Below are 20,297 nucleotides of genomic sequence, written 5' to 3'. Positions count from 1 at the left end.
CGCGAGCCCCGCGCATGAGCGACACCCCCGCCTCGCCGCCGACCGCGCAAGCGCCGATCACGCGATCCCCGATAAATTGCGCTTTCGTCCTCGCCGCGGGCCTGGGCAAGCGCATGCGCCCGGTCACCGCCACCGTGCCGAAGCCCCTGGTGGAGGTCGCCGGCAAGGCGCTGATCGACCACGCCCTCGACCGGGCGGCGGAAGGCGGCATCGAGACCGCGGTGGTCAACGTGCACTACCTGCCGGACCTGATCGAGGGTCACCTGGCCAAGCGGGGCGGCCTGCCGAAGGTCGTCGTCTCCGACGAACGCGCGGCGCTGCTCGAGACCGGCGGCGGCGTGAAGAAGGCGCTGGACCTCGTCGGCGCCGATCCGTTCGTGGTGTTCAACTCGGATTCGTTCTGGCTGGAAGGCCCGACCCCGAACCTCGCCCGGCTCATCGAGGCCTGGGACGCGGCGCGCATGGACATCCTGCTCCTGGTGGCGCCGACCACCACCAGCCTCGGCTACGAGGGCGCCGGCGACTTCGTGATGGCCGCCGACGGCCGCCTCGCGCGGCGGGGCGAGCGCCGGATCGCGCCCTTCATCTACGCGGGCGTCGCGGTCTTGAAGCCGGAGCTGTTCGCCGACACGCCGGACGGCGCCTTCTCGCTCAACCTGCTGTTCGACCGCGCGATCGCGGCGAGCCGCCTCTCGGGCCTCCGCCTGGACGGGCAATGGCTCCACGTCGGAACACCGGACGCGATCCGCGCCGCCGAGGAGCGGGTGCGGGCCAGTGCGCAAGGCGCCTAACGGCACGAGCCTTCCCGAAGCGGGAGGCGTTGTAGAACGGAAGATGAACGTCTAGTCTTGTCCTACTTGATTCGACGGAGGGGAAGATGGATGTGAAGGAGGCGATCGTCAAAGCAAAAGGTTACGTCGCCGACATGTTTCAAGACGAGGGCGTCGTCAACATTGGGCTCGAAGAGATTCGGCTGGACGACGAAGACCACAACTGGCTGATCACGGTCGGGTTTTCTCGTGTTGCCAAAGGTCACGCCGCGGCAGGTCGCGCGCTTGAAAACGTGATCGGCCCGAATCCGAATTTGCCGCGCACGTACAAGGTTGTGAAGCTTCACAAGCACGACGGCGATTTCATTTCGATCACCAATCGCTCGCTCGAAAACTGAATGCGTCGCGTACTGGCCATCGATACGAACCTTCTCGTCCTCCTGATAGTCGGTACAGCATCGCCATCGTTCATCGGGCGACACAAGCGAACGCAGACCTACACGGTGGAGGATTTCCAGCTTCTCCTCAGCCTGATCGCCGCCGCCGAATCCTGCCTCTTCACGCCTCACGTGCTTGCGGAGACGTCCAATCTCGTTCGCCAATTCGGAAAGCCGGGTCTGACGGACATCCTCAACGTCTTCTGCGGGATGGTCGAACGCACGCGCGAGGTTCAGGTGCGCGGCCTGGAAGCGGTGCGGCGACCTGAATTTGCCTATCTGGGTCTCACGGATGCCGGCCTTCTGACCGTCGATGCGGGCGACGTGACGCTGCTGACCGACGATTTCGATCTGTATCGTGCAAGCCTGTCTGCCGGACGAAGACCGATCAACTTCTCTCATCAGCGTGAGGTCTGGCTTGGCGTCTGATCGGCACATCGAAGCCCCATCCCACGTCTTCACCATCACCCGCGGCGCGCCGTTCCTGCCGACGCTGGTCGACGCGTTGCTCGACGGGCGCCTCGTCGGCGACCTCGGGGGCGACCCGCTGGCGCTGGCCGCCGTGACGATCTACCTGCCGACGCCGGGGGTGGCGAAGGAGCTGGCCAAGCGCCTCGCCGCGCGGCTCGGCGAGGCGGCGCTGCTGCCGCGGATGATCCCGCTCGGCGAGGCGGACGAGGCCGAGCTGGATCTCGCCGCGATGCCGCTCGTGGCGAACGCCGCCACCGGGCTCGACCCCGAGATGCAGAAGCTGGAGCGCCGGCTGATCCTCGCCCGGCTGGTGCAGTCCTGGGCGCAGGCGGTCGATCGCTCGCTGCTGCCGATCGACGAGGAGGTGCCGTTCCTGGTGCCGGCCTCGCCCGCCGACGCGGTGGCGCTGGCCGCCGACCTCGAAGGCCTGATGGACGCGCTGACCGTCGAGGGGCTGCCCTGGTCGGAGATCGCGGGCGCCGTCGAGGCCGAGTATTCGCGCTATTTCGGCCTGACCCTCGACTTCGTGCGGATCGCCGCCGAGAACTGGCCGCGGATCCTGGCCGAGCGCGGCCTCACCGATCCGGTCTCGCGCGCGCGCGACCTCGTCTTGGCGGAGGCCGCGCGGCTGACCCGCGCGCGGCCGCGCGACCCGGTGGTGATCGCCGGCTCCACCGGCTCGGTGCCGGCCACCGCCAAGCTCATCGCCGCGGTGGCGGGGCTGCCGCACGGCGCGGTGGTGCTTCCGGGGCTCGACCTCGACCTCGACGAGGCCGGGTGGGACGCGATCGAGACCGGCGCCGGCTTCGACCGCGAGGTCGCCCACGGCCATCCGCAGGCCGTGCTGCATCGGCTGCTCGGCCCCGGCTGCCTCGGCCTCGCACGGGCCGCGATCGTCGATCTCGGCGGCCACGATCCCGAGGCGACCGCGCGCGCCGCCCTGCTGTCCCAGGCCCTGCGCCCGGCCGAGACCACCGACGCCTGGGCGCGCCTCGACCCGGCCCTGCGCGACACCCTCGGCCGTGAAGGCCTCGCCGGGCTCGCCGTGGCCGAGGCCGCCGACGAGCGCGACGAGGCGCTGATCGCCGCCCTCGCCCTGCGCGAAACGCTCGCCACCCCGGGCCGGACGGCCGCCCTGATCACGCCCGACCGCGCGCTCGCCATGCGGGTCGCCGCCGAGCTCGCCCGCTGGGACATCGTCGCCGAGGACAGCGCCGGGTCGACGCTGAGCCGCAGTTCGGCGGGCCGGCTGGCGCGGCTCTCGGCGGAGCTTGCCGTCGACCTCCACGCCGAGCAGGGCGACGCGATCCCGCCGCGGATCATCGCGCTCCTGGCGCACCCGCTGGTCGGCCTCGGCCTTCCGCGCGGCGACGTCGTGCGCGGGGCGGCGGCCCTCGAGATCGGCGTGCTGCGCGGCCCGGCGCCGGCCGGCAGCTTCCAGGGCCTGAAGGATGCGCTTGCCGCCCAGCGCGCCGCCCCGCACAGGCACCAGCCCCGCGCCAAGCAGCGCCTCTCCGACCTCGACTGGGCGTTGGCCGCGTCAATCCTCGACCGCCTCGAGTGGGCGTTTTCGCCGCTTTTGAACTTTGCCAAGGTATCGGATGCAGGGGACTCGCGCTTTGATCTTGTTTTAGCAGTTCGCCTACATGGTATGGTCCTCAAGTTGCTTCAGTCAGGCATTGGAAATAAAGATGAGGCTGCTGTAGATAAATCACAAGATTGTCTAGATGACTTATTTGACGAATTTAGAAATTTGGTTGGCCATACCGACGATAGGCATTCTATTGCTCTGCCCGGCAACTTCGACGACTACCCCGCCTTCCTCACCACGCTCGCCGCCGACCGCACCGTGCCTTGCGCCGGTCCGGCGCCGCACCCGCGCCTGAGCATCCTCGATCCGCTCGGATCGCGCCTGATGCACTACGATCGCGTCGTGCTCGCTGGGCTCGACGAGGGCGTCTGGCCGGGCAAGACCACCACGGACGCCTTCCTCAACCGCCCGATGCGCGAGCGCGTCGGCCTCAACCCGCCCGAGCGTCAGCTCGGCCAAGCCGCCCACGACTTCGTGCAGGGCATGAGCTGCCGCGACGCGGTGATCACCCGCGCGGCCAAGCGCGAGGGCTCGCCGACCGTGCCGTCGCGCTTCCTGCAGCGCATCCGCGCGTTCGCGGGCGAGGCGGCGTGGGCGACGGCGCTCGACGCGGGTCGCCGCTTTGCCGGCTACGCGCGCGCGCTCGACACCGTGGCCCCGCAACCGCGCCTGACCCAGCCGAAGCCGAAGCCGGACCCGGCCCTGTTCCCGCGCAGCCTCAGCGTCACCGAGATCGAGACGCTGGTCCGCGACCCCTACGCGATCTTCGCGCGCCACGTGCTCGGGCTCGATCCCTTGGAGGCGGTGGCGGAGCGGCCGGGCGCGGGCGACCGCGGCACGATGATCCACGCGATCTTCGGCCAGTTCGCCGAGCGCTATCCGGGCGCGCTGCCCGCCCCCGAGATCGCGTGGCAGCGGCTCAACCAGATCGCGGTCGACGCCTTCTCGGAGACGGCCAACACTTACCCCGAGCTCTACGCCGAGTGGTGGCCGCGCTACGAGCGCATGGCCGCGCTCTACCTGCCCTGGGAGATCGCGCGGCGGGCGACGCTCGCCCGCGTCGAGCCCGAGATCTTCGGCCGCTGGGCGATCCCGCTCGGGTCCGAGACCTTCACCCTGCGGGCGCGCGCCGACCGGATCGAGCGCGGGGCCGACGGCGCCTGCATCGTGGACTTCAAGACCGGCGCGCCGCCCTCCGCGCGGGAAATCTTCGCCGGCTTCTCGCCGCAGCTGACCCTGGAGGCGGCCATGCTGATGCACGGCGCCTTCGACGGCTTCCCGGCGGCGGACGCGGCGCCGGACCTGCTCTACGTCCACGCCTCCGGCGGGCGGAAGCCCTTCGTGCCGCTGGCGGTCAAGCCGCCCAAGGGCGATCCGCGCACCGTCCCCGAGATCGTCGAGGAGCACGCCACGCGCCTGAAGGGGCTCGTCGCCCGCTTCATGACGGGGCAGGCCGCCTACACCTCGCGGCCCTACCCGAAATACGCCAAGTCCTACGGCGACTACGACCACCTCGCCCGCGTCGGCGAATGGTCGCTCGGGGGTGACGGGGAAGGGTGATCCGATCGCCAACGGATCGATCCGGGATGCGGTTGTAGCAAACCCGGTTTCGGCAACCCTCGCCGTCATCCCGGGGCGCCGAAGGCGAGCCCGGGATCCAGAACCGCAGGTCGTGCTCGATCCTGCGCTGTCGGCGGCTCTGGATCCCGGGCTCTGCTGCGCAGCCCCGGGATGACGGCGAGGGAGCGGGACTGATCGCGTTTCGCTTCGATGAGACGTGTAATACCGAACCTCGGTGAGCCCGACTCATCGAGGTTCGGCCCCCGCGACTGCGGGGCGGCGGTCGTTCGCCGGACCTCATGGGTTCTGACCCATGAGACTTGGTATAAGCGACGTGAGGCGTCAGACCGGGGCCAACGCGGCGCGGGGGTCGTGTCGGGCGAGGCGGCCGAGCAGGTACTCGACCTCCGCCACCGCCCTCTTGCCGAGGGCGCCGCCGGGCTTGCGCTGGGCGGGCGAGGCGATCAGTCCGCGGCGCGCCATCACGTATTTGCGGACCGCCAGCCCGATGCCGGGCTGCTGCTCGTAGCGCAGCAGCGGCAGGTGGGCGTCGAACAGGTCGTGCGCGGCGTCGCGCTCGCCGGCAGCCGCAAGGCGGACCACGTCGGCGAGCATGTCGGGGAAGGCGTAGCCGGTCATCGCGCCGTCGGCGCCGCGCTCGGTCTCGAAATCGAGGAACAGGCCGCCGTTGCCGCACAGGATCGCGATGTGCCGCATCGCGCCGTCCGCCTCGAAGCCGCGGAGCGCCGAGATCTTCTCCAGCCCCGGCCAATCCTCGTGCTTGAGCATCATGCAGGCCGGGTTGTCGTTGACGATCCGGCGGATCACGCCCGGCGTCATCACCACGCTGAAGGTCAGCGGGTAATCCTGGATCACGAACGGCACGTCGGCGCCGATCGCCTCGGCGGCCTGCGCGTAATAGCCGACGATCTGGTCGTCGGTGCGGAGCGTGCTCGGCGGCGCGATCATCACGCCGGCCGCGCCCGCATCCATGGCGCTGCGGGCCAGCGACGCCATCGCGGCGAAGCCCGGCGCCGAGACGCCGACGATCACCGGCAGGCCCTCCGCCCGCACGATGAAGCGCCGGGCGACATCGAGCGCCTCGCCCTGATCGAGCTTACCCGCCTCGCCCATCACCCCGAGCACGGTGAGGCCGGTGGCGCCGTTTTCGGCGTAGAAGCCGGTCAGCCGGTCGATCGAGTCGACGTCGATGCGGCCGTCCGCATGGAACGGCGTCGGGGCGATCGGGAAGACGCCGCGTTCGGAGGCATCCAGGCGCATGGGGTTCGATCCTTCGTGACGGCGTCGCGCCGGGGGACGCGGAGGATAGACCGTCTCGGCGCCCGCGTCGCAGCCGCTCAGGGGATGCCGAGCGTCCGGATCAGCACGAGGCTGATGCCGATGAGTAAGAGGAGCGAGCCGGTGACGGCGGCGGTGACGCGGCCGCCGACGCGAGCGAGGATGCGCACGTCGACGCCGAGGCCGAGCGCCGCCATCGAGACGACGGTGAGGAGGCCGGCGAACCTCGTCATCGGCAGCGCGGCCGCGTCGGGGATCAGGCCGAGCGAGCGCAGGCTCGCCAGCACCAGGAAGCCGACGATGAACCACGGCACCAGCCGGGTCAGGCTCAGGCGGCCGGGCCTTGTCGCGGCGCCGCCGTCGGCCGGCAGCCACCGAGCGATGACGGAGAAGGCCAGCACCACCGGGCCGAGCATCAGCACGCGCACGAGCTTCACCAGGGTGCCGACCTGGGTGCTGACGAGGCTGACCGGCACGGTGGCCGCCAGCACCTGCGGCACCGCGTAGACGGTGAGGCCGGCGAGCACGCCGTACTGGTTGTCGGAGAGGTGGGCCAGCGGCACGAACAGCGGCAGCCCGAGCACCATCAGCACGCCGAGCACGGCAGTGAAGGCGATGGAGGCGGCGATGTCCTTGTTGTCGGCCCCGATCACCGGGGCGACGGCGGCGATCGCCGAGTTGCCGCAGATCGCGTTGCCGCAGGCGACGAGGATCGCCATCCGCGCCGGCAGCGCCAGCAGGCGGCAGATGCCGTAGCTCGCCGCGATCGTCAGGATCACGGTCCCGACGATGCCCGTGAGCAGCGCCGGCCCCGAGGCGACGATCGCCCCGAGGCTCAGGGAGGCGCCGAGCAGGGTCACGGCGAGCTCGAGCAGCTGCTTGGCACTGAAGGCGATTCCGCTGCGGAAGCGCGGACCCGGCACCCAGGCGCTGCGGACCGCGATGCCGAGCAGGATCGCGATCACCAGGGCCTCGATGTAGGGGTGATCCAGCGCGCGCTCCTCGGCGGCCTGGACGCCTAGGGCGATCCCGGTGATCGCGACGCAGACGAGGATGCCCGGCAGCAGCGCGAACGGGCCGGCGCCGGCGGTCGGCTCGGTGCGCGCGGATGTCGTCATCGGCTTCGAGTCAGCGCCCATGCGGCCTCTCGCTCGGCAGAATCCGCACCCCGAGGGGCGCTTGGGAAGGAACTTCCACGCCGAGGATCAGGCGGAGAAGAAGTCTTTCCTTATCGAGGAATCTTCGGAAGACGCAACCATTGATTCAGGCGCGCCCAAGCGCGACATCCTCCACCATGACCGCCCAGCTCGACCAACTCACGACAGCCTACGACCCCTTCGGCGAGCCGATGGAGATGTCGCGCGCCTGTGCAGACGCCAAGATCTCCGGAAAGTTCGGGAGCTACGGCGAGACGCGCCGCGCCGCGATTGTGTTCTGGGCGCTCGCGCTGCTGTTCGTGGGCGGCCGGATCTACCTGTCCGAGCAGACGCCGTCACACGGAGCGGTCGCGGAAGCGACATCGATGACCCTTCCGGGGACGGCCCTTCGCTGAACCGGTCCGCGTCGGCGGGACGCCTTCAGTAGGCGTCCGCGAGATAGGCGGCGATCGCTTTGCCGTCCGCCTCGTCGATCGGGGCGTGATAGACCTTGATCATCTTGGTCACCTCAGCATCCCAGAACGCCTTACCTTTGCCCGGCGGCTGCATCGCGATGTAGTCGGTCGAATGGCAGGTGAGGCAATTGCCCTGCGCCGCCGTGCGGCCGGCCTCTTGGCCTGCGCTCGAACGCAATTCGGAATAGGCATCCGGCAACGCGTAATCCAGCGGCGCGGCCGTCGTTGCGCCCGCCCAAAGCGAGACCATAAGTACGATGTGGCAGCGAATGGACATCGATTCCCCCTCTCAGGCCGCTTGAATGCGGGTGGTCTCGACGACGTTGCGCATGTAGCCCGGCGGGTTCCACTGCGGCTCCATCGGCTGGCCTGCGCCATCCTTGGCTGTCGCGCGCACACGAATGGCATGCATGCCGGCACCGAGTTCGGTGGTCGCCGTCCAAGTCCTGAACGCGTAGCGGCCGAGATCCTGTCCGAGCTCGGTCGGTATCCAGGTGCGGCCGTCGTCCGTCGAGAGTTCGACGCGCGCGACGCCGGAGCCGCCGTCGAAGGCGATGCCGCGAAGCGATGTCGGCCCGGCCTTGACCTTGGCGCCGTCGTTTAGGTTCGTCACGAACGAGCGCACGTTCAACCGCGCGATCGGCACCGTGGCCGCAGGCGCCTTGCCCGGCTCGGTGCAGGCGCACGGCGTGTCCGGGATCCGGTAGGCGGACTTCATCCAGAAGCCCTCGAACGGTCGGTCGAGCACGGTGATCGCGCCGAGGTGCTTCACCCAGTACGTGCCGTAGAATCCCGGCACCACGAGGCGTACCGGAAAGCCGTTGAGAAAGGGCAGGTCCTGACCGTTCATGCCCCAAGCCAGCATCACCTCGCCGGAGCGGGCGTGATCGACGGTCAACGCCTTCACGAAGTCCGGGGTCTCGGGAATCACCGGGCCATCGAGGCCGTCGAAGGCGACCTGCACCGCGCCGGCTTTCATGCCAGCCGCGTCGAGCACCGCCTTCAACGACACGCCGGTCCAGCGGGCGTTGCCCATGGCGCCGTTGCCGAGCTGGCCGCCTGCGACGCGTGGCTCGACGAAGCCGCGGGAATTGCCGGAGCATTGGTTCACCGCGACAACCTCCATCGGCGCCATGCGCTTGAGGTCGGCAAGCGACAGCGCGACCGGGCGCTCGACATGGCCCTTGATCTCCAGTCGGTACGTCTCCGGGTCGATCGCGAGTGGGAGGTCGGCCAAGTGGTAGCGCACGAAGAAGGCGTCGTTGGGCGTGATCGCACCCTCGTCGAACACCGAGAACGGCGTTTCGAGTTGCGGCGGGCGGCTGGTGAGCTGGATCAGCGGGCGTTTGCCCGGATAGCGGACGAGGGCGCGCGCGCCGTTGCCGAAGGGCAGGGCGATCCGGTCCTCGGCGGCGGCGCGGAAGGGAAGCCCCGCGCCGATCGCCGCGAGCCCGGCCCGCATCAGCACCTGTCGCCTGTCGAGACCGGCCATGGCATCCTCCCGTCGCGACGTCCGTCCCGGATCGGGCGGCGGCGTCTTTGCGGAAGGTTATAGCATCGCGGGCCTGTAAAACCCCCGGCACCGGCCATGCGGCGCCGAAGCTTCGTGCGGTCTGTCAGGCGGCGGGCACCGTCCGGTCACTTCAGCCGGGCGGCGGCCCAGGCGATGTGGTCGTCCATGAAGCTGGAGATGAAGAAGTAGGAGTGGTCGTAGCCCTCGCGCATGTTCAGGGTGAGCGCGATGCCGGCCTTCTTGCAGGCCTCTTCCAGCAGCCACGGCCGCAGGCCGTCGTCGAGGAAGCTGTCGGCGGTGCCCTGGTCCACCAGGAGCTCGGGGAAGCGGTGTCCGTCCTCGATCAGCGCGGTGGCGTCGTGGGCGCGCCAGGCCGCGGTGTCCGCGCCGAGATACTTCTCGAAGGCCGGCTTCGACCAGCCCGCCGTGGAGGGCTGGGCGATCGGTGCGAAGGCCGAGCAGGACTTGAAGCGGTCGGGATAGGTCAGCGCGATGGTGAGCGCGCCGTGGCCGCCCATCGAGTGGCCGACGATGCCCTGGCGGCTCATGTCCGCGGGGAAGTTCTTCGCGATCAGCGCCGGAAGCTCTTCGGTGACGTAGCTCCACATCCGGTAGTTCGCGGAATAGGGAGCTTCCGTCGCGTCGAGGTAGAAGCCCGCGCCGGAGCCGAACTGCCAGTTGCCGGCCTCGTCGGGGATGCCCTCGCCGCGGGGCGAGGTGTCCGGCGCGACGACGATCACGCCGTGGCGGGCGGCGGCCTGCCGGTACTCGCCCTTGTCCATGACGTTGGCGTGGGTGCAGGTCAGCCCCGAAAGGTACCACAGCACCGGCACCGGGCCGTCCTTGGCCTGCGGCGGCACGAAGACCGCGAAGGTCATCGGGCAGGCGGTGGTCTTTGCGTCGTGCCGGTACACGCCCTGGACGCCACCATGCGAGAGGGCCTTCGAGACGGTTTCCATGGGGTGATCTCCTGATCGGGACGGTCGGGCGGGCATGTCCCTCCCCCCTCGAGGGGGGAGGGCGTACGCGTCGTGGCCTAGTAAATCACCACCGAGCGGATCGACTTGCCCTCGTGCATCAGGTCGAAGCCGTGGTTGATCTGGTCGAGCGGCATGGTGTGGGTGATCAGGTCGTCGATGTTGATCTTGCCCTCCATGTACCAGTCGACGATCTTCGGCACGTCGGTGCGGCCCCGCGCCCCGCCGAAGGCCGAGCCCTTCCAGACGCGGCCGGTGACGAGCTGGAACGGACGGGTCGAGATCTCCTTGCCGGCTTCCGCCACGCCGATGACGATCGACTCGCCCCAGCCGCGGTGGCAGCACTCGAGCGCCTGGCGCATCACGTTGACGTTGCCGGTGCAGTCGAACGAGAAGTCGGCGCCGCCGCCGGTCGCGTCGAGGATCGCGGCCACGACGTGGTCGTTGCCGACTTCCTTCGGGTTGATGAAGTGCGTCATCCCGAACTTCTTCGCCATCTCCTGCTTGTCGGGGTTGATGTCGACGCCGATGATCTTGTCGGCGCCCACCATCCGCGCGGCCTGGAGCACGTTGAGGCCGATGCCGCCGAGGCCGAACACCACGACGTTGGCGCCGGGCCAGACCTTCGCGGTGTAGATCACCGCGCCGATGCCGGTGGTGACGCCGCAGCCGATGTAGCAGACCTTGTCGAAGGGGGCGTCCTCACGGATCTTCGCGAGTGCGATCGCCGGGAGCACGGTGAAGTTCGAGAAGGTCGAGCAGCCCATGTAGTGGAACAGGGTGTCGGACCCGCCCGGGCTGCCGCCGGTGGAGACGCAGGAGAAGCGCGAGGTGCCGTCCGGCATCACGCCCTGGCCCTGCGTCGCGCGGATCGCGGTGCAGAGGTTGGTGCGCTGCGACAGGCACGACTTACAGCCGCGACATTCCGGCGTGTAGAGCGGGATCACGTGGTCGCCGACCTTCAGGTCGGTGACGCCGGCGCCGACCTCGCGGACGATGCCCGCGCCCTCGTGGCCGAGGATCGCCGGGAACTTGCCCTCCGAATCGAGGCCCGAGAGGGTGTAGGCGTCGGTGTGGCAGATGCCGGTGGCCATCACCTCGACGAGCACTTCGCCGGCCTTGGGCCCCTCGATGTCGATGGTCTCGATGGTGAGCGGCTTCTTCGCCTCCCACGCCACGGCTGCGCGCGTCTTCATGTCGGATTTCCCTGTGCCTGAACGATCACGGACGGCGTCGACAGGCGACGGCGCTTCGGCTCGCTCCGACCCTCGGCGTTCCCGTGACGAGAATCCGGCGGCGGCGATCCGAACGGCCCGAAATACGGGATGCCTGATGCTGGTTCTCGCGCGCCGACGCAACCGCCATTTCCGCAGGGGCCGCCCGCATGGGGCGCGGGCCGCCGCGAGATCCCCCTAGCCGCCTCAGGCTGCGGCGAGCCCGAGCCCGGCCAAAGCCTCGGCGATCTCGTCCTCGCTCAAGGTCCGGATCACCGGGCCGGAGGTCCAGACCAGCATCGGCCGGATCGCGTGGTCCGGGTAGATCCGCGCGAGCAGCCGGGCGTAGAGGGCGATCTGCGCCGTCTCGGGGCGCGGCGGCGGCGCGCCCTCGTCCGGCGGGCGTCCGGTCTTGAAGTCGGCGAGCCGCACGATGCCGTCGGCGACCGCGAGGCGGTCGATGCGGCCGAAGACCGGCCGCTCGACGCCCTCCACCACCACCCGCCCCGACAGGCTGACCTCGGCGCGCGCATCGCGGGCGAAGAGCGGCGCGAGGTCGGGCGTCTCGATCAGGTCGAGGGCCGCCCGCACGACGTTCGCGCGAGCAGGGCGCGGGAAGGCGGGCGCGCGGGCGGCCACGAACGCCGTCGCTGCCGGCTCGCGGGCGGCCGGCTCGAGGCGCGGCAGGTGCTCCAGCAGGGCGTGGATCAGCTTGCCGCGCCGGCGCGCCTCGGTGTCGGCCTGCCGTGGCGGGATCCGGCGCTCGCCGTCGGCCGCGCGCATCACCCCCGAGGGCGAGATCGGCGGCGCGGGGGCGGCCTCGGGGGCCACCGGCTCGCGCAGCCATGCGGGGAGCGCGGCGGGCTCGGGCGCCGGCTCGGCCGGCGCCGTGCCGGTCTCCGGGCCGGTCCCGTCCCGCCACAGGGTGACCGGGCCGTAGGCGGTCTCCACCGCCTCGCCCTCGCCGAACGCCTGCACCATCCCGGTGCGGATCATCTCGCACCAGGCGGTCGGCCCCACCGGCGTCTGGCCGCGGAAGGGCGCGACCACGAGCCGGTCGGCGGCCCGCGTCATCGCCACGTAGAGCAGGCGGTTGTGCTCCTCCCGGGCCCGCACGTGCAGGGTCTCGCGCGCGGCGCCGATCGCCTCGGAATCGTAGGGTTTCGCGGTCGACCACACCGGCGGCACGTCGCCCGGCATCGCGAGCAGCGGCGGGTCGTTGCCGCCCGGCGCCTCGCAGCCGTCGATCATCACCACGACCGGGGCCTCCAGGCCCTTGGCGCCGTGCACGGTCATCACCCGCACCTCGTCGCGGCCGGATTCCATGTCGCGCTTGACCGTGTGGCCGGCCTCGCCCCGCCCTCCGGCGCAGTAGCGCGCCAGGAAGCCGGCGAGCGAGGGGGCGTCGGCCCCGGCCTCCGCCTGCGCGGCCCCGAGCAGGAACACGTCGATGGCGTCGCCCGCCTCGCCGCCGAGGCGGGCGACGAGGGCGGCCCGGCCCCCGCCCGGCCCGAGGAGGGCGGCGTAGAAGCCGAACGGTCCCTGCGCGCCCGCGGCGGCGATCCAGCCGGCGAGCGCATCGCGCCCACGGATCGCCGCCGCGTCGCCGGCCGCCGCGTGGCGGCCGAGCGCGTCCTCCAGGGTCTCGGACCGGTCGCGGTCGGCGGCGATGCGGACGAGGTCGTCGTCGGTGAGGCCGACCAGCGGCGTCTTGAGCGCGCAGGCCAGCGTCAGGTCGTCGGCGGGCAGCAGCCCGGCCCGGCCGATCGAGACCAGGTCGGCCACCGCGATGTGCGCGCCGACGTCGAGCCGGTCCTGGCCCGCCACCGGCACGCCGGCGCCCTTCAGCGCCCGGATCACCTCCTCGAAGGCGGGGCCACGCTTGCGCACCAGCACCAGAACCTCGCCCGGCCGCCAGACCCGGCCGCTGGTGTCGCCGGCGGTGACCCAGGTCCGCACCGCGCGGGCGATCCGGCGCGCGGTGACGATCGCAGGCGCGTTGGCCTCCGGCGCGTCCACGGGCGCCGCCCAGGCGTCGGGCTCGACCTCCTCCACGGGCTCCGCCACCGGCCACAGCTCGACCGTGCCCGGCGCCCCGGCCCGCGCCGTGGTGTGGACGGTGCCGACCGCCTTGTCCTCGAAGCCGAGGCCTTCGTAGTGCTCGGCCACGCCGAAGGTGGCGTCCACCGCCCGCAGCACGCCGAGGGTCGAGCGGAAGGACAGCCCCAGCGCGACGTCCTCGAACTTGAGCTTGGCCGCCTTCGCCTCGCCCCGCCACTTGCCGTGCATGGTCGCGAACTCGCGCGGCTCGGCGCCCTGGAAGCTGTAGATCGACTGCTTCGGGTCGCCGACGGCGAAGCGCGTGCGCAACTGCTCGCGGGCGCCGGCCCCGGTGGCGAACTCGGCGGTGAGCCGGTCGAGGATCCGCCATTGCTGCGGGTTGGTGTCCTGCGCCTCGTCCACGAGGACGTGGTCGACGCCGCGGTCGAGCTTGTACAGCACCCAGGCGGCGTCGACCCGCGAGAGCAGGTCGAGGGTCTTGTGGATCAGGTCGTCGAAGTCGAGCGCTCCGAGCTTGGCCTTCTGCGCCTCGATCCGGCGGTGGATCTCGGCGGCGAGCGTGAACAGCGCCTCGGTGCGGGCGAGCGCGCGGGCGCCGCGCAGGGCGTCGAACAGCGGCACGAGCCGGTCGCGCTCGGCGGTCAGCGCCTCGCGCACATCCTCGGGGACCGCCTTGGTGCCGAGGCTCTTGTCGGCCTTCGGCTCGTCCTTGGCGGTGAAGAACACCGCGCGATAGAGGTCGAGCCGCTCCGTCGCGTCGGTGGCGGCGTCGGCGGCGAGCAGGCCGTCGGCGAGCTTCTCGTCGGTCGCCTTCCCGGTGCGCAGGCGCGCGGCGAAGCCCGGCCCGTCGTCGATCCCGCCCTCCAGGATCGACGCCGTCACGGTGTCGGCGGTCTCGTCGGCGCGAAGGCCCAGCGCCGCGCCGAGCCTGGAGAATTGCGGCCGCAGGCCGCCGCCCGCGCCGAGCACCTCGCGCGCGGCCATCGCCTGCCGGATCGCCTTGCGCAGGGCCTCGCCCGTCGCCTCCGGCGTCACGAGGTCGAGGGCCCGGCCGAGGGCCGCGTCGCCGCCGACGGCGGCGGCCAGCACCTGGTCGGTCTCGTGGGCGAACATCTCGGCGGCGAGGTTCTCGTCCAGCACCGCGAAGCGGGCGGGCACGTTGGCCTCGAACGGGAACATGTGCAGCAGCCGCTCGCACAGCGCGTGCAGCGTCTCGATCTTCAGGCCGCCCGGCGTCTCGACCGCGCGGGCGAACAGCCGCCGCGCCGCATCGAGGTCGGTGGGCGAGGCCGCCCGGCCGGTGAGCGCGACGAGCTCGGCCGAGAGCGCCGCGTCGCCGAGGGTCACCCAGCGCCCCAGCGTCCGGAAGATCCGGATCGACATGTTGGCGGCTGCGGCCTTCGTGAAGGTGAGGCACAGGATGCGCGCCGGCGCCGCCCCGTCGAGCAGCAGCCGCACCACCCGGTCGGTGAGCACCTTGGTCTTGCCGGCGCCCGCGTTGGCCGAGACCCAGGCCGAGGCGCGCGGGTCCGCGGCGCGCCTTTGCGCGTCCTCGGTTCCGGGATCGACGACGAAGGCCTCGCGACGGCTCATGGACACCTGCTTTTCAGAAGCGGACTTCTCAGGAGCGGACCCGCGGCCCGCACGCGAAAAACCATCGGATGCGGCTGCGCGGAGCGCAAGCGCGGTCGGACTTCGCAGCGCGACGGTCGCGTCGGGTTCGGGCGTCCTCAGAATACCGCGTGGTCGCCGCGCTCGGCCACCGCCTCGCCGCGGACGAGCCGCGCGTAATGGTCGAACAGCGTCTCCGACCCCGTCGAAGGGGTGGCGTCGGCGTCGTAGCGCCCGGTCGCGAGGTCGAGCACGAGCATCGACTCGGTGGCGTAGTAGCGCCCGATGCGGGCGAGTTCGGCCTTGGCCGCCAAGGCCGGCAGAAATCGTCCGAGCGTCGCCAGCACGCCGACGATCACGTCCAGCAGCGCCACCGGCACGTGCGTGAAGCGCGGCTCGCGCCCAAGGAGCGCGAACAGCGCTTCGCCCTGGGCCTCCGGCGTGATCGCCTCGCCCGGCCCGCCGACCGGCAGCACCCGGTTGCGGCGCGCGGGATCGTCGAGGCAGTCCGCGAGGTAAGCCCCGAGGTCGTCGTCGCCGATCGGCTTGCAGGCCGTGAGGCGTCCGTCGCCGAAGACCAGGAACGGCTTGCCGCGCCGCACGCGCTCGACCTGCCCCGACAGCGATTTGAAGAAGGCCGTCGGCCGGACGATCGTGTAGTCGAGCCCCGACGCGATCAGCTCGGCCTCGAAGGCGAGCTTGGCGTGCTGGAAGGCGAGGACCGGCTTCTGGACGCAGATCGCCGAGACCAGCACGACGTGCCCGACTCCGGCCGCCCGGCTCGCCTCCAGGGCGCGCACATGCGCGCCGTGGTCGATCGCCCAGGCGTCGGTGGGCAAGCCGGTGCGGGAGGCAAGGCACGAGACCAGGACGTCGAACGCCTCGCCGCGGACGCCGTCGCGCGCCAGCGACGCCGGGTCGGCGAGGTCGACGCCCCGCGCGACGGCGCCCTCGGGGATTCGCGCGGCCTCCGCCGAGCGCCTGACCAGGCAGACGACCTCGTGCCCGCGCGCCACCAGCGCCCGCACGGTCGCGCGGCCGATGGTGCCTGTGCCGCCCACCATCAGGACGCGGCGCGGTCTCACGCCCTCCGGCCGATCCACCCCCATGATCGCTTTAACCCTTCGCGTCTGCCATCGCGCCCGCGGCATGCTCGGCGATGGCGCCGGCGGTGGTGAGCCACACCGCGTCGCGCTGTGCCGCGATGCGGGCGAGCGCCGCGCGCAGGGGCTTCAGCCGGTGCGGCTGGCCGACGATGTAGGGGTGGATCGCGATCCCCATCACCAGCGGCGCGTGGCGCGATTGCTCCAGCATCTCGTCGAAGGCGTCCGAGATCGCGTCGGCGAATTGCCGCCCGGTCTCCTTGCGGGCGACGATCGCCGGGATGTCGTTCAGCTCCTGGGGGTAGGGCACCGAGAGGATGCGGCCGCCGTCGCGGGTCGCGAACCAGACCGGCTGGTCGTCGTGGGCCCAGTCGAGGAGGTAGCGGTAGCCGGCTTCCGCCAGCAGGTCGGGGGTGATGCGCGATTGCGAGATCCAGGGTCCGAGCCAGCCGGCGGGCGGCTTGCCCTCGTGCTCGGTCAGCAGGGCGGTGGCCTCGGCGATGAGCGCGCGCTCGCCGGCCTCGTCGAGGGTGCCCTGGCGCTCGGCGTTGGTGCGCCCGTGCCCGACGATCTCGTCGCCGCGGGCGCGGAACGCCTCGATCAGGCCGGGGCAGTCGGCGTAGAGGCGGCTGTTGACGAGCACGCTCGCCGGCAGGCCGAGCTCGTCGAGGAGCGCCTTGATCCGCCACGCGCCGACGCGGTTGCCCCAATCGCGCCAGGCGTAGTTCAGCACGTCCGGCTGCGGGCCGCCGGGGGCGAGCTCGGCACCGAGCCCCGACCCGAAGTCGAAGGTCTCGAGGTTCAGCGCGACGTAGACCGCGAGGCGCCGGCCATCCGGCCAGTCGTAGGTCGGCCGGTCCGGCAACGCGCTGTAGGCATAGCGGCCGTGGCCCTTCGAACTGTCCATCCGTCCTCCGGTCTCCGAACGCGCTCGGGGATGCTGCGACGGCAGATGGGGTCGGCGAGGCATGGGGCAACGGGGCGGCGTCCAATCCGTGGCGCCCCCAGCCCGCCGGGATCAGGCGTTCTCGTCGTCCGCCGTCGCAAGCCTTTCCAAACCTATCCCGTGCAAGGTCGGCCCTCTTCGGTCGCCGAGGGTGCCGGACTTCGAGGAGGCGTGCATGCGGATCGCCCAGGGAGGCGTCGTCCCGGCCGAGCCGCAGCGGGCGGTTCCGGCGTCCGGAGGCGTGTCCCTGAGCCGGCTCGACCGGCTCGTGATCCTCGGCGTCGGCTTCGCGCTGCAGTTCAACGTGATGACCTCGACCTTCGGGCTGCCGTTCCTGCGCCTGTCGGACGCGCTGCCGTTCCTGACGATCCCGTACTTCCTGCTCCGTCCGCGCATCCTGTCCACGCTCCTGGCGCGGGCGTTGCCGATCGGGGTGGTCGTCCTGCTGCTCGTCGCCTCGCTGGTGGCGAAAGCCGACGTCCAGCAGGGCGACCTGTACCTGACCCTGGTGCTGCTGCTGTACTTCGTCCAGGCGACGCAGCTCGTGATCCTGCTCCGCGAGCCGGCGGGCGCCGACAGCTTCGCGGTCGGCACGCTCCTGGGCTTCGCCGGCTCGCTCCTGGTCCTGGTCGCGGCCTCGGCCGGCATCGAGCTCACCGCCGTCGGGCTTGCCGTGCCGACCGACGGCCTCGAGCCGGAATTCGTCCTGTTCATGAAGGACAAGCTCGGCGGCCTTTGGACCGCGGGCAACGAGACCGGGCACGTCTTCGCGTTGGCCGGCGCGTCGGCGGCCTACCTCTGGTACCGCACCGGCCGCAGCGCGATCTACGTGGCGTACTTCGCAGGCCTCCTCGTCAGCTTTCCGCTGACCAACAACCGCGCCGGGCTCATCCTGCCGGCGATCGTCCTCGGGCTGATCCTCCGAAAGAGCGTCAGCGTCTACGCCGTCCTATCGGGGGCGGCGGTCGTCTGCGGGCTCGTCATGCTGTTCAGCGCCACCGGCTACGCGCCCGTCCCGGAGCAGCTCCAGTCGGCGATCGAGAAGCGGTTCGTCGCCGACAGTCACGCCGACAGCAACATCCTGGAGCGGCTTGATTCCACCGCGGCCGGGCTGCAACTCGCCGCGACCCATCCGCTCGGCCTCGGCAACGTCGCGAAGGAGAACCAGCTCCTGATGATGGCCGGCGTCGGCACGCCGCACAACGCCGTCGTCACCCTCGCCCTCCAGAGCGGGGTCCTCGTCGCGCTCGCCTTCCTCGTCGGGACGGTCCGGATCGTGCTCAGCCCGCAGCGGTTCGGCCCGCTCGTGTTCTACACGGTGCTGTTCATGGTGCCCTCGCTGATGTTCGAGGAGCTCTCGATCAACCCGGTGTTCCTGTTCGGCTTCGCCCTCGTGCTCGCGGCCGCCGCCGTGACTCGCGCCGGCAGTCCCGCAGCCGCCGAGGCTTCGTGACCGGGTGATCGCTCGAAGCCGCCTTTAGCGGCATCAGGGCGCGAAGAGCGCCCCGCGGAGCGAAAGCCCGAGCCCGCGGAGGCGGGCGCCGGCGATTGAGGCCCTAACAAAGAACAGGGAAAGCGCTTTCAAGCGATTGCCCTGGGCCCGGTGATCGGGCCGCTTGCCATCGCCGGAGCCTCCGGCCATATAGGCCGCGGGAGGTTGGCGAGGGACGTTTCACTCGCCAACCGGGTCAGGTCCGGAAGGAAGCAGCCCTAACGAGACCGAGCGGGTCTTCGTCCAGCCTCCCACCTCGTTCCACCGCAGGAACCGCGGGTCGAGCGGCCCGCAGCGGCGGCCAAGGCACGACTGCGAAGAGCGAAGACGCACCCCCGAAGAGCGCATGGACGCGAGCACCGGCACGCCTGACGACGAGCCGGGCCTGCCCGGGTTTCCGGCGCCTGCCCTCGCGCAGACGCCGTACCGCGTGCTGGCACGGAAGTACCGCCCCAAGGATTTCGACGACCTGATCGGCCAGGGCGCGATGGTGCGCACCCTCGGCAACGCCTTCGCGGCCGGGCGCATCCCGCAGGCCTGGATGCTGACCGGCGTGCGCGGCGTCGGCAAGACGACCACCGCCCGCATCCTCGCCCGCGGCCTGAACTACGCGCCCGTCGGCGCCCCCGACACCGGCCCGACCATCGCGATGCCGACCCTGGGCGTCCACTGCCAGGCGATCATGGAATCGCGGCACATGGACGTGCTGGAGATGGACGCCGCCTCGCATACCGGCATCGAGGACGTGCGCGCGATCATCGACGGGGTGCGCTATTCGCCGGTCTCGGCCCGCTACAAGGTCTACATCATCGACGAGGTCCACATGCTCTCGGGCAACGCGTTCAACGCGTTCCTGAAGACGCTGGAGGAGCCGCCGCCGCACGCGAAGTTCGTGTTCGCGACGACCGAGATCCGCAAGGTCCCGATCACCATCCTGTCGCGCTGCCAGCGGTTCGACCTGCGCCGCGTCGAGGCCGACGTGCTCTCCGCCCACCTCCAGAAGATCTGCGCCGCCGAAGGCGTCGGCGCGGAGGACGAGGCGGTGGCCGCGATCGTGCGCGCGGCGGAGGGCTCGGTGCGCGACGCGCTCTCGCTCCTCGACCAGGCCATCGCCCACGGGGCCGGGACCGTCACCGCCGCGGGCGTGCGCGACATGCTCGGCCTGGCCGACCGCGCCCGCATCCTCGACCTGTTCGAGGCGGTGATGCGCGGCGACGTGCCCGCCGCCTTCGCCGAGTTGCGCAGCCAGTACGAATCCGGTGCCGACCCGTCGGTGGTGCTCTCGGACCTGGCCGCCTTCACCCACCTCGTCACCCGCCTGAAGCTCGCGCCCGAGGCCGCCGCCGCCGACCCGACGCTGAGCGAGATCGAGCGGCGCCGCGGCGGCGACTTCGCCGCGCGGCTGCCGGTGCGGGCGTTGTCGCGGGCCTGGCAGATCCTGCTGAAGGCGGTGCCCGAGGTCGCGAGCGCGGCTCGGCCGCTGGCGGCCGCCGAGATGGCGCTGGTGCGCCTCGCCTACGCCGCCGACCTGCCGACGCCGGACGAGGCGTTGCGACAACTCAGGGCCGAAGCGCTCGCCGCCGGTGCGCAGGAGGGCGACGCACCGGCTCGACCAGCCCTCGACGCCCCCGCGCCCCGGC

The 20,297-nt window shown here is 71.4% G+C and carries 16 protein-coding genes and 1 other RNA gene; 8 read left to right on the top strand and 9 right to left on the bottom strand.

What is annotated here, in order from left to right; genetic code table 11:
• The first annotated feature begins 14 nt into the window (after positions 1-14).
• From FV226_RS22440 to addB, 4 genes are all read left to right on the top strand, one after another.
• Positions 15-791, top strand: coding sequence for a nucleotidyltransferase family protein (locus FV226_RS22440; protein ID WP_147764627.1), 777 nt, complete (start codon positions 15-17; stop codon positions 789-791).
• Positions 792-877: 86 nt separating this feature from the next.
• Positions 878-1,168 (top strand): hypothetical protein, encoded by a 291-nt coding sequence (locus FV226_RS22435; protein ID WP_147764626.1) that lies wholly within the window; start codon positions 878-880, stop codon positions 1,166-1,168.
• On the top strand, positions 1,169-1,636 hold the full coding sequence (locus FV226_RS22430; protein ID WP_147764625.1) for a PIN domain-containing protein: 468 nt from the start codon (positions 1,169-1,171) through the stop codon (positions 1,634-1,636). It abuts the gene before it with no gap.
• Positions 1,626-4,829, top strand: coding sequence for a double-strand break repair protein AddB (gene addB, locus FV226_RS22425; RefSeq protein ID WP_246691696.1), 3,204 nt, complete (start codon positions 1,626-1,628; stop codon positions 4,827-4,829). The genes FV226_RS22430 and addB overlap by 11 nt, the downstream gene beginning before the upstream one ends.
• 342 nt (positions 4,830-5,171) lie before the next feature.
• On the opposite strand, the gene FV226_RS22420 is transcribed toward addB, so the two are convergent.
• Together FV226_RS22420 and FV226_RS22415 are read right to left on the bottom strand one after the other, a co-directional pair.
• Positions 5,172-6,110 carry a dihydrodipicolinate synthase family protein gene (locus FV226_RS22420; protein ID WP_147764624.1) on the bottom strand — a complete coding sequence of 313 codons (939 nt, stop codon included), beginning with the start codon at positions 6,108-6,110 and terminating at the stop codon, positions 5,172-5,174.
• Positions 6,111-6,187: 77 nt separating this feature from the next.
• The gene (locus FV226_RS22415) at positions 6,188-7,246 is read right to left on the bottom strand and encodes a putative sulfate exporter family transporter (protein ID WP_147764629.1); all 1,059 of its coding nucleotides are present in this window, start codon (positions 7,244-7,246) and stop codon (positions 6,188-6,190) included.
• A gap of 176 nt (positions 7,247-7,422) precedes the next feature.
• Between FV226_RS22415 and FV226_RS22410 the strand changes: the two genes are divergently transcribed.
• Positions 7,423-7,680 carry a hypothetical protein gene (locus FV226_RS22410; protein ID WP_147751020.1) on the top strand — a complete coding sequence of 86 codons (258 nt, stop codon included), beginning with the start codon at positions 7,423-7,425 and terminating at the stop codon, positions 7,678-7,680.
• Between the two features lie 25 nt (positions 7,681-7,705).
• Here FV226_RS22410 and FV226_RS22405 read toward each other — a convergent pair whose 3' ends face one another.
• The 7 genes from FV226_RS22405 to FV226_RS22375 all read right to left on the bottom strand — a co-directional run bounded on the left by FV226_RS22405 (position 7,706) and on the right by FV226_RS22375 (position 17,126).
• Complete coding sequence (locus tag FV226_RS22405) at positions 7,706-8,017, bottom strand: cytochrome c (protein ID WP_147751019.1); 312 nt, start codon at positions 8,015-8,017, stop codon at positions 7,706-7,708.
• A 12-nt stretch (positions 8,018-8,029) separates the two neighbouring features.
• A complete protein-coding gene (locus FV226_RS22400) occupies positions 8,030-9,232 on the bottom strand; it encodes a molybdopterin-dependent oxidoreductase (RefSeq protein ID WP_147764623.1) in 1,203 nt (400 codons plus the stop codon).
• A gap of 146 nt (positions 9,233-9,378) precedes the next feature.
• On the bottom strand, positions 9,379-10,212 hold the full coding sequence (gene fghA, locus FV226_RS22395; RefSeq protein ID WP_147764622.1) for an S-formylglutathione hydrolase: 834 nt from the start codon (positions 10,210-10,212) through the stop codon (positions 9,379-9,381).
• A 77-nt stretch (positions 10,213-10,289) separates the two neighbouring features.
• Entirely contained in the window at positions 10,290-11,426 is a 1,137-nt protein-coding gene (locus FV226_RS22390; RefSeq protein ID WP_147751016.1) for an S-(hydroxymethyl)glutathione dehydrogenase/class III alcohol dehydrogenase, read from the bottom strand.
• Between the two features lie 225 nt (positions 11,427-11,651).
• Entirely contained in the window at positions 11,652-15,098 is a 3,447-nt protein-coding gene (gene addA / locus FV226_RS22385) for a double-strand break repair helicase AddA (protein WP_147764621.1), read from the bottom strand.
• A 137-nt stretch (positions 15,099-15,235) separates the two neighbouring features.
• Positions 15,236-16,180: an NAD(P)H-binding protein gene (locus FV226_RS22380; RefSeq protein WP_147764628.1), complete on the bottom strand. Its 945-nt coding sequence runs from the start codon at positions 16,178-16,180 to the stop codon at positions 15,236-15,238.
• A gap of 52 nt (positions 16,181-16,232) precedes the next feature.
• Positions 16,233-17,126, bottom strand: a complete 894-nt coding sequence (locus FV226_RS22375) for a polysaccharide deacetylase family protein (RefSeq protein ID WP_147764620.1) — start codon at positions 17,124-17,126, stop codon at positions 16,233-16,235.
• A gap of 214 nt (positions 17,127-17,340) precedes the next feature.
• On the opposite strand from FV226_RS22375, the gene FV226_RS22370 reads away from it, so the two are divergent.
• The 3 genes from FV226_RS22370 to FV226_RS22360 form a co-directional block, all read left to right on the top strand.
• Positions 17,341-18,618 carry an O-antigen ligase family protein gene (locus FV226_RS22370; RefSeq protein WP_147754482.1) on the top strand — a complete coding sequence of 426 codons (1,278 nt, stop codon included), beginning with the start codon at positions 17,341-17,343 and terminating at the stop codon, positions 18,616-18,618.
• 197 nt (positions 18,619-18,815) lie between these two features.
• Positions 18,816-18,914: signal recognition particle sRNA small type (gene ffs / locus FV226_RS22365), an RNA gene on the top strand.
• 89 nt (positions 18,915-19,003) lie between these two features.
• Positions 19,004-20,297 (top strand): DNA polymerase III subunit gamma/tau (locus FV226_RS22360; protein ID WP_147764619.1); only part of this gene is annotated, 1,294 nt, incomplete at its 3' end.

Source organism: Methylobacterium sp. WL12, assembly GCF_008039475.1.
Lineage (GTDB): Bacteria > Pseudomonadota > Alphaproteobacteria > Rhizobiales > Beijerinckiaceae > Methylobacterium > Methylobacterium cerastii.
Note: the sequence above shows the minus strand (reverse complement) of the source record. Positions and strands in the feature narration are given on the sequence as shown.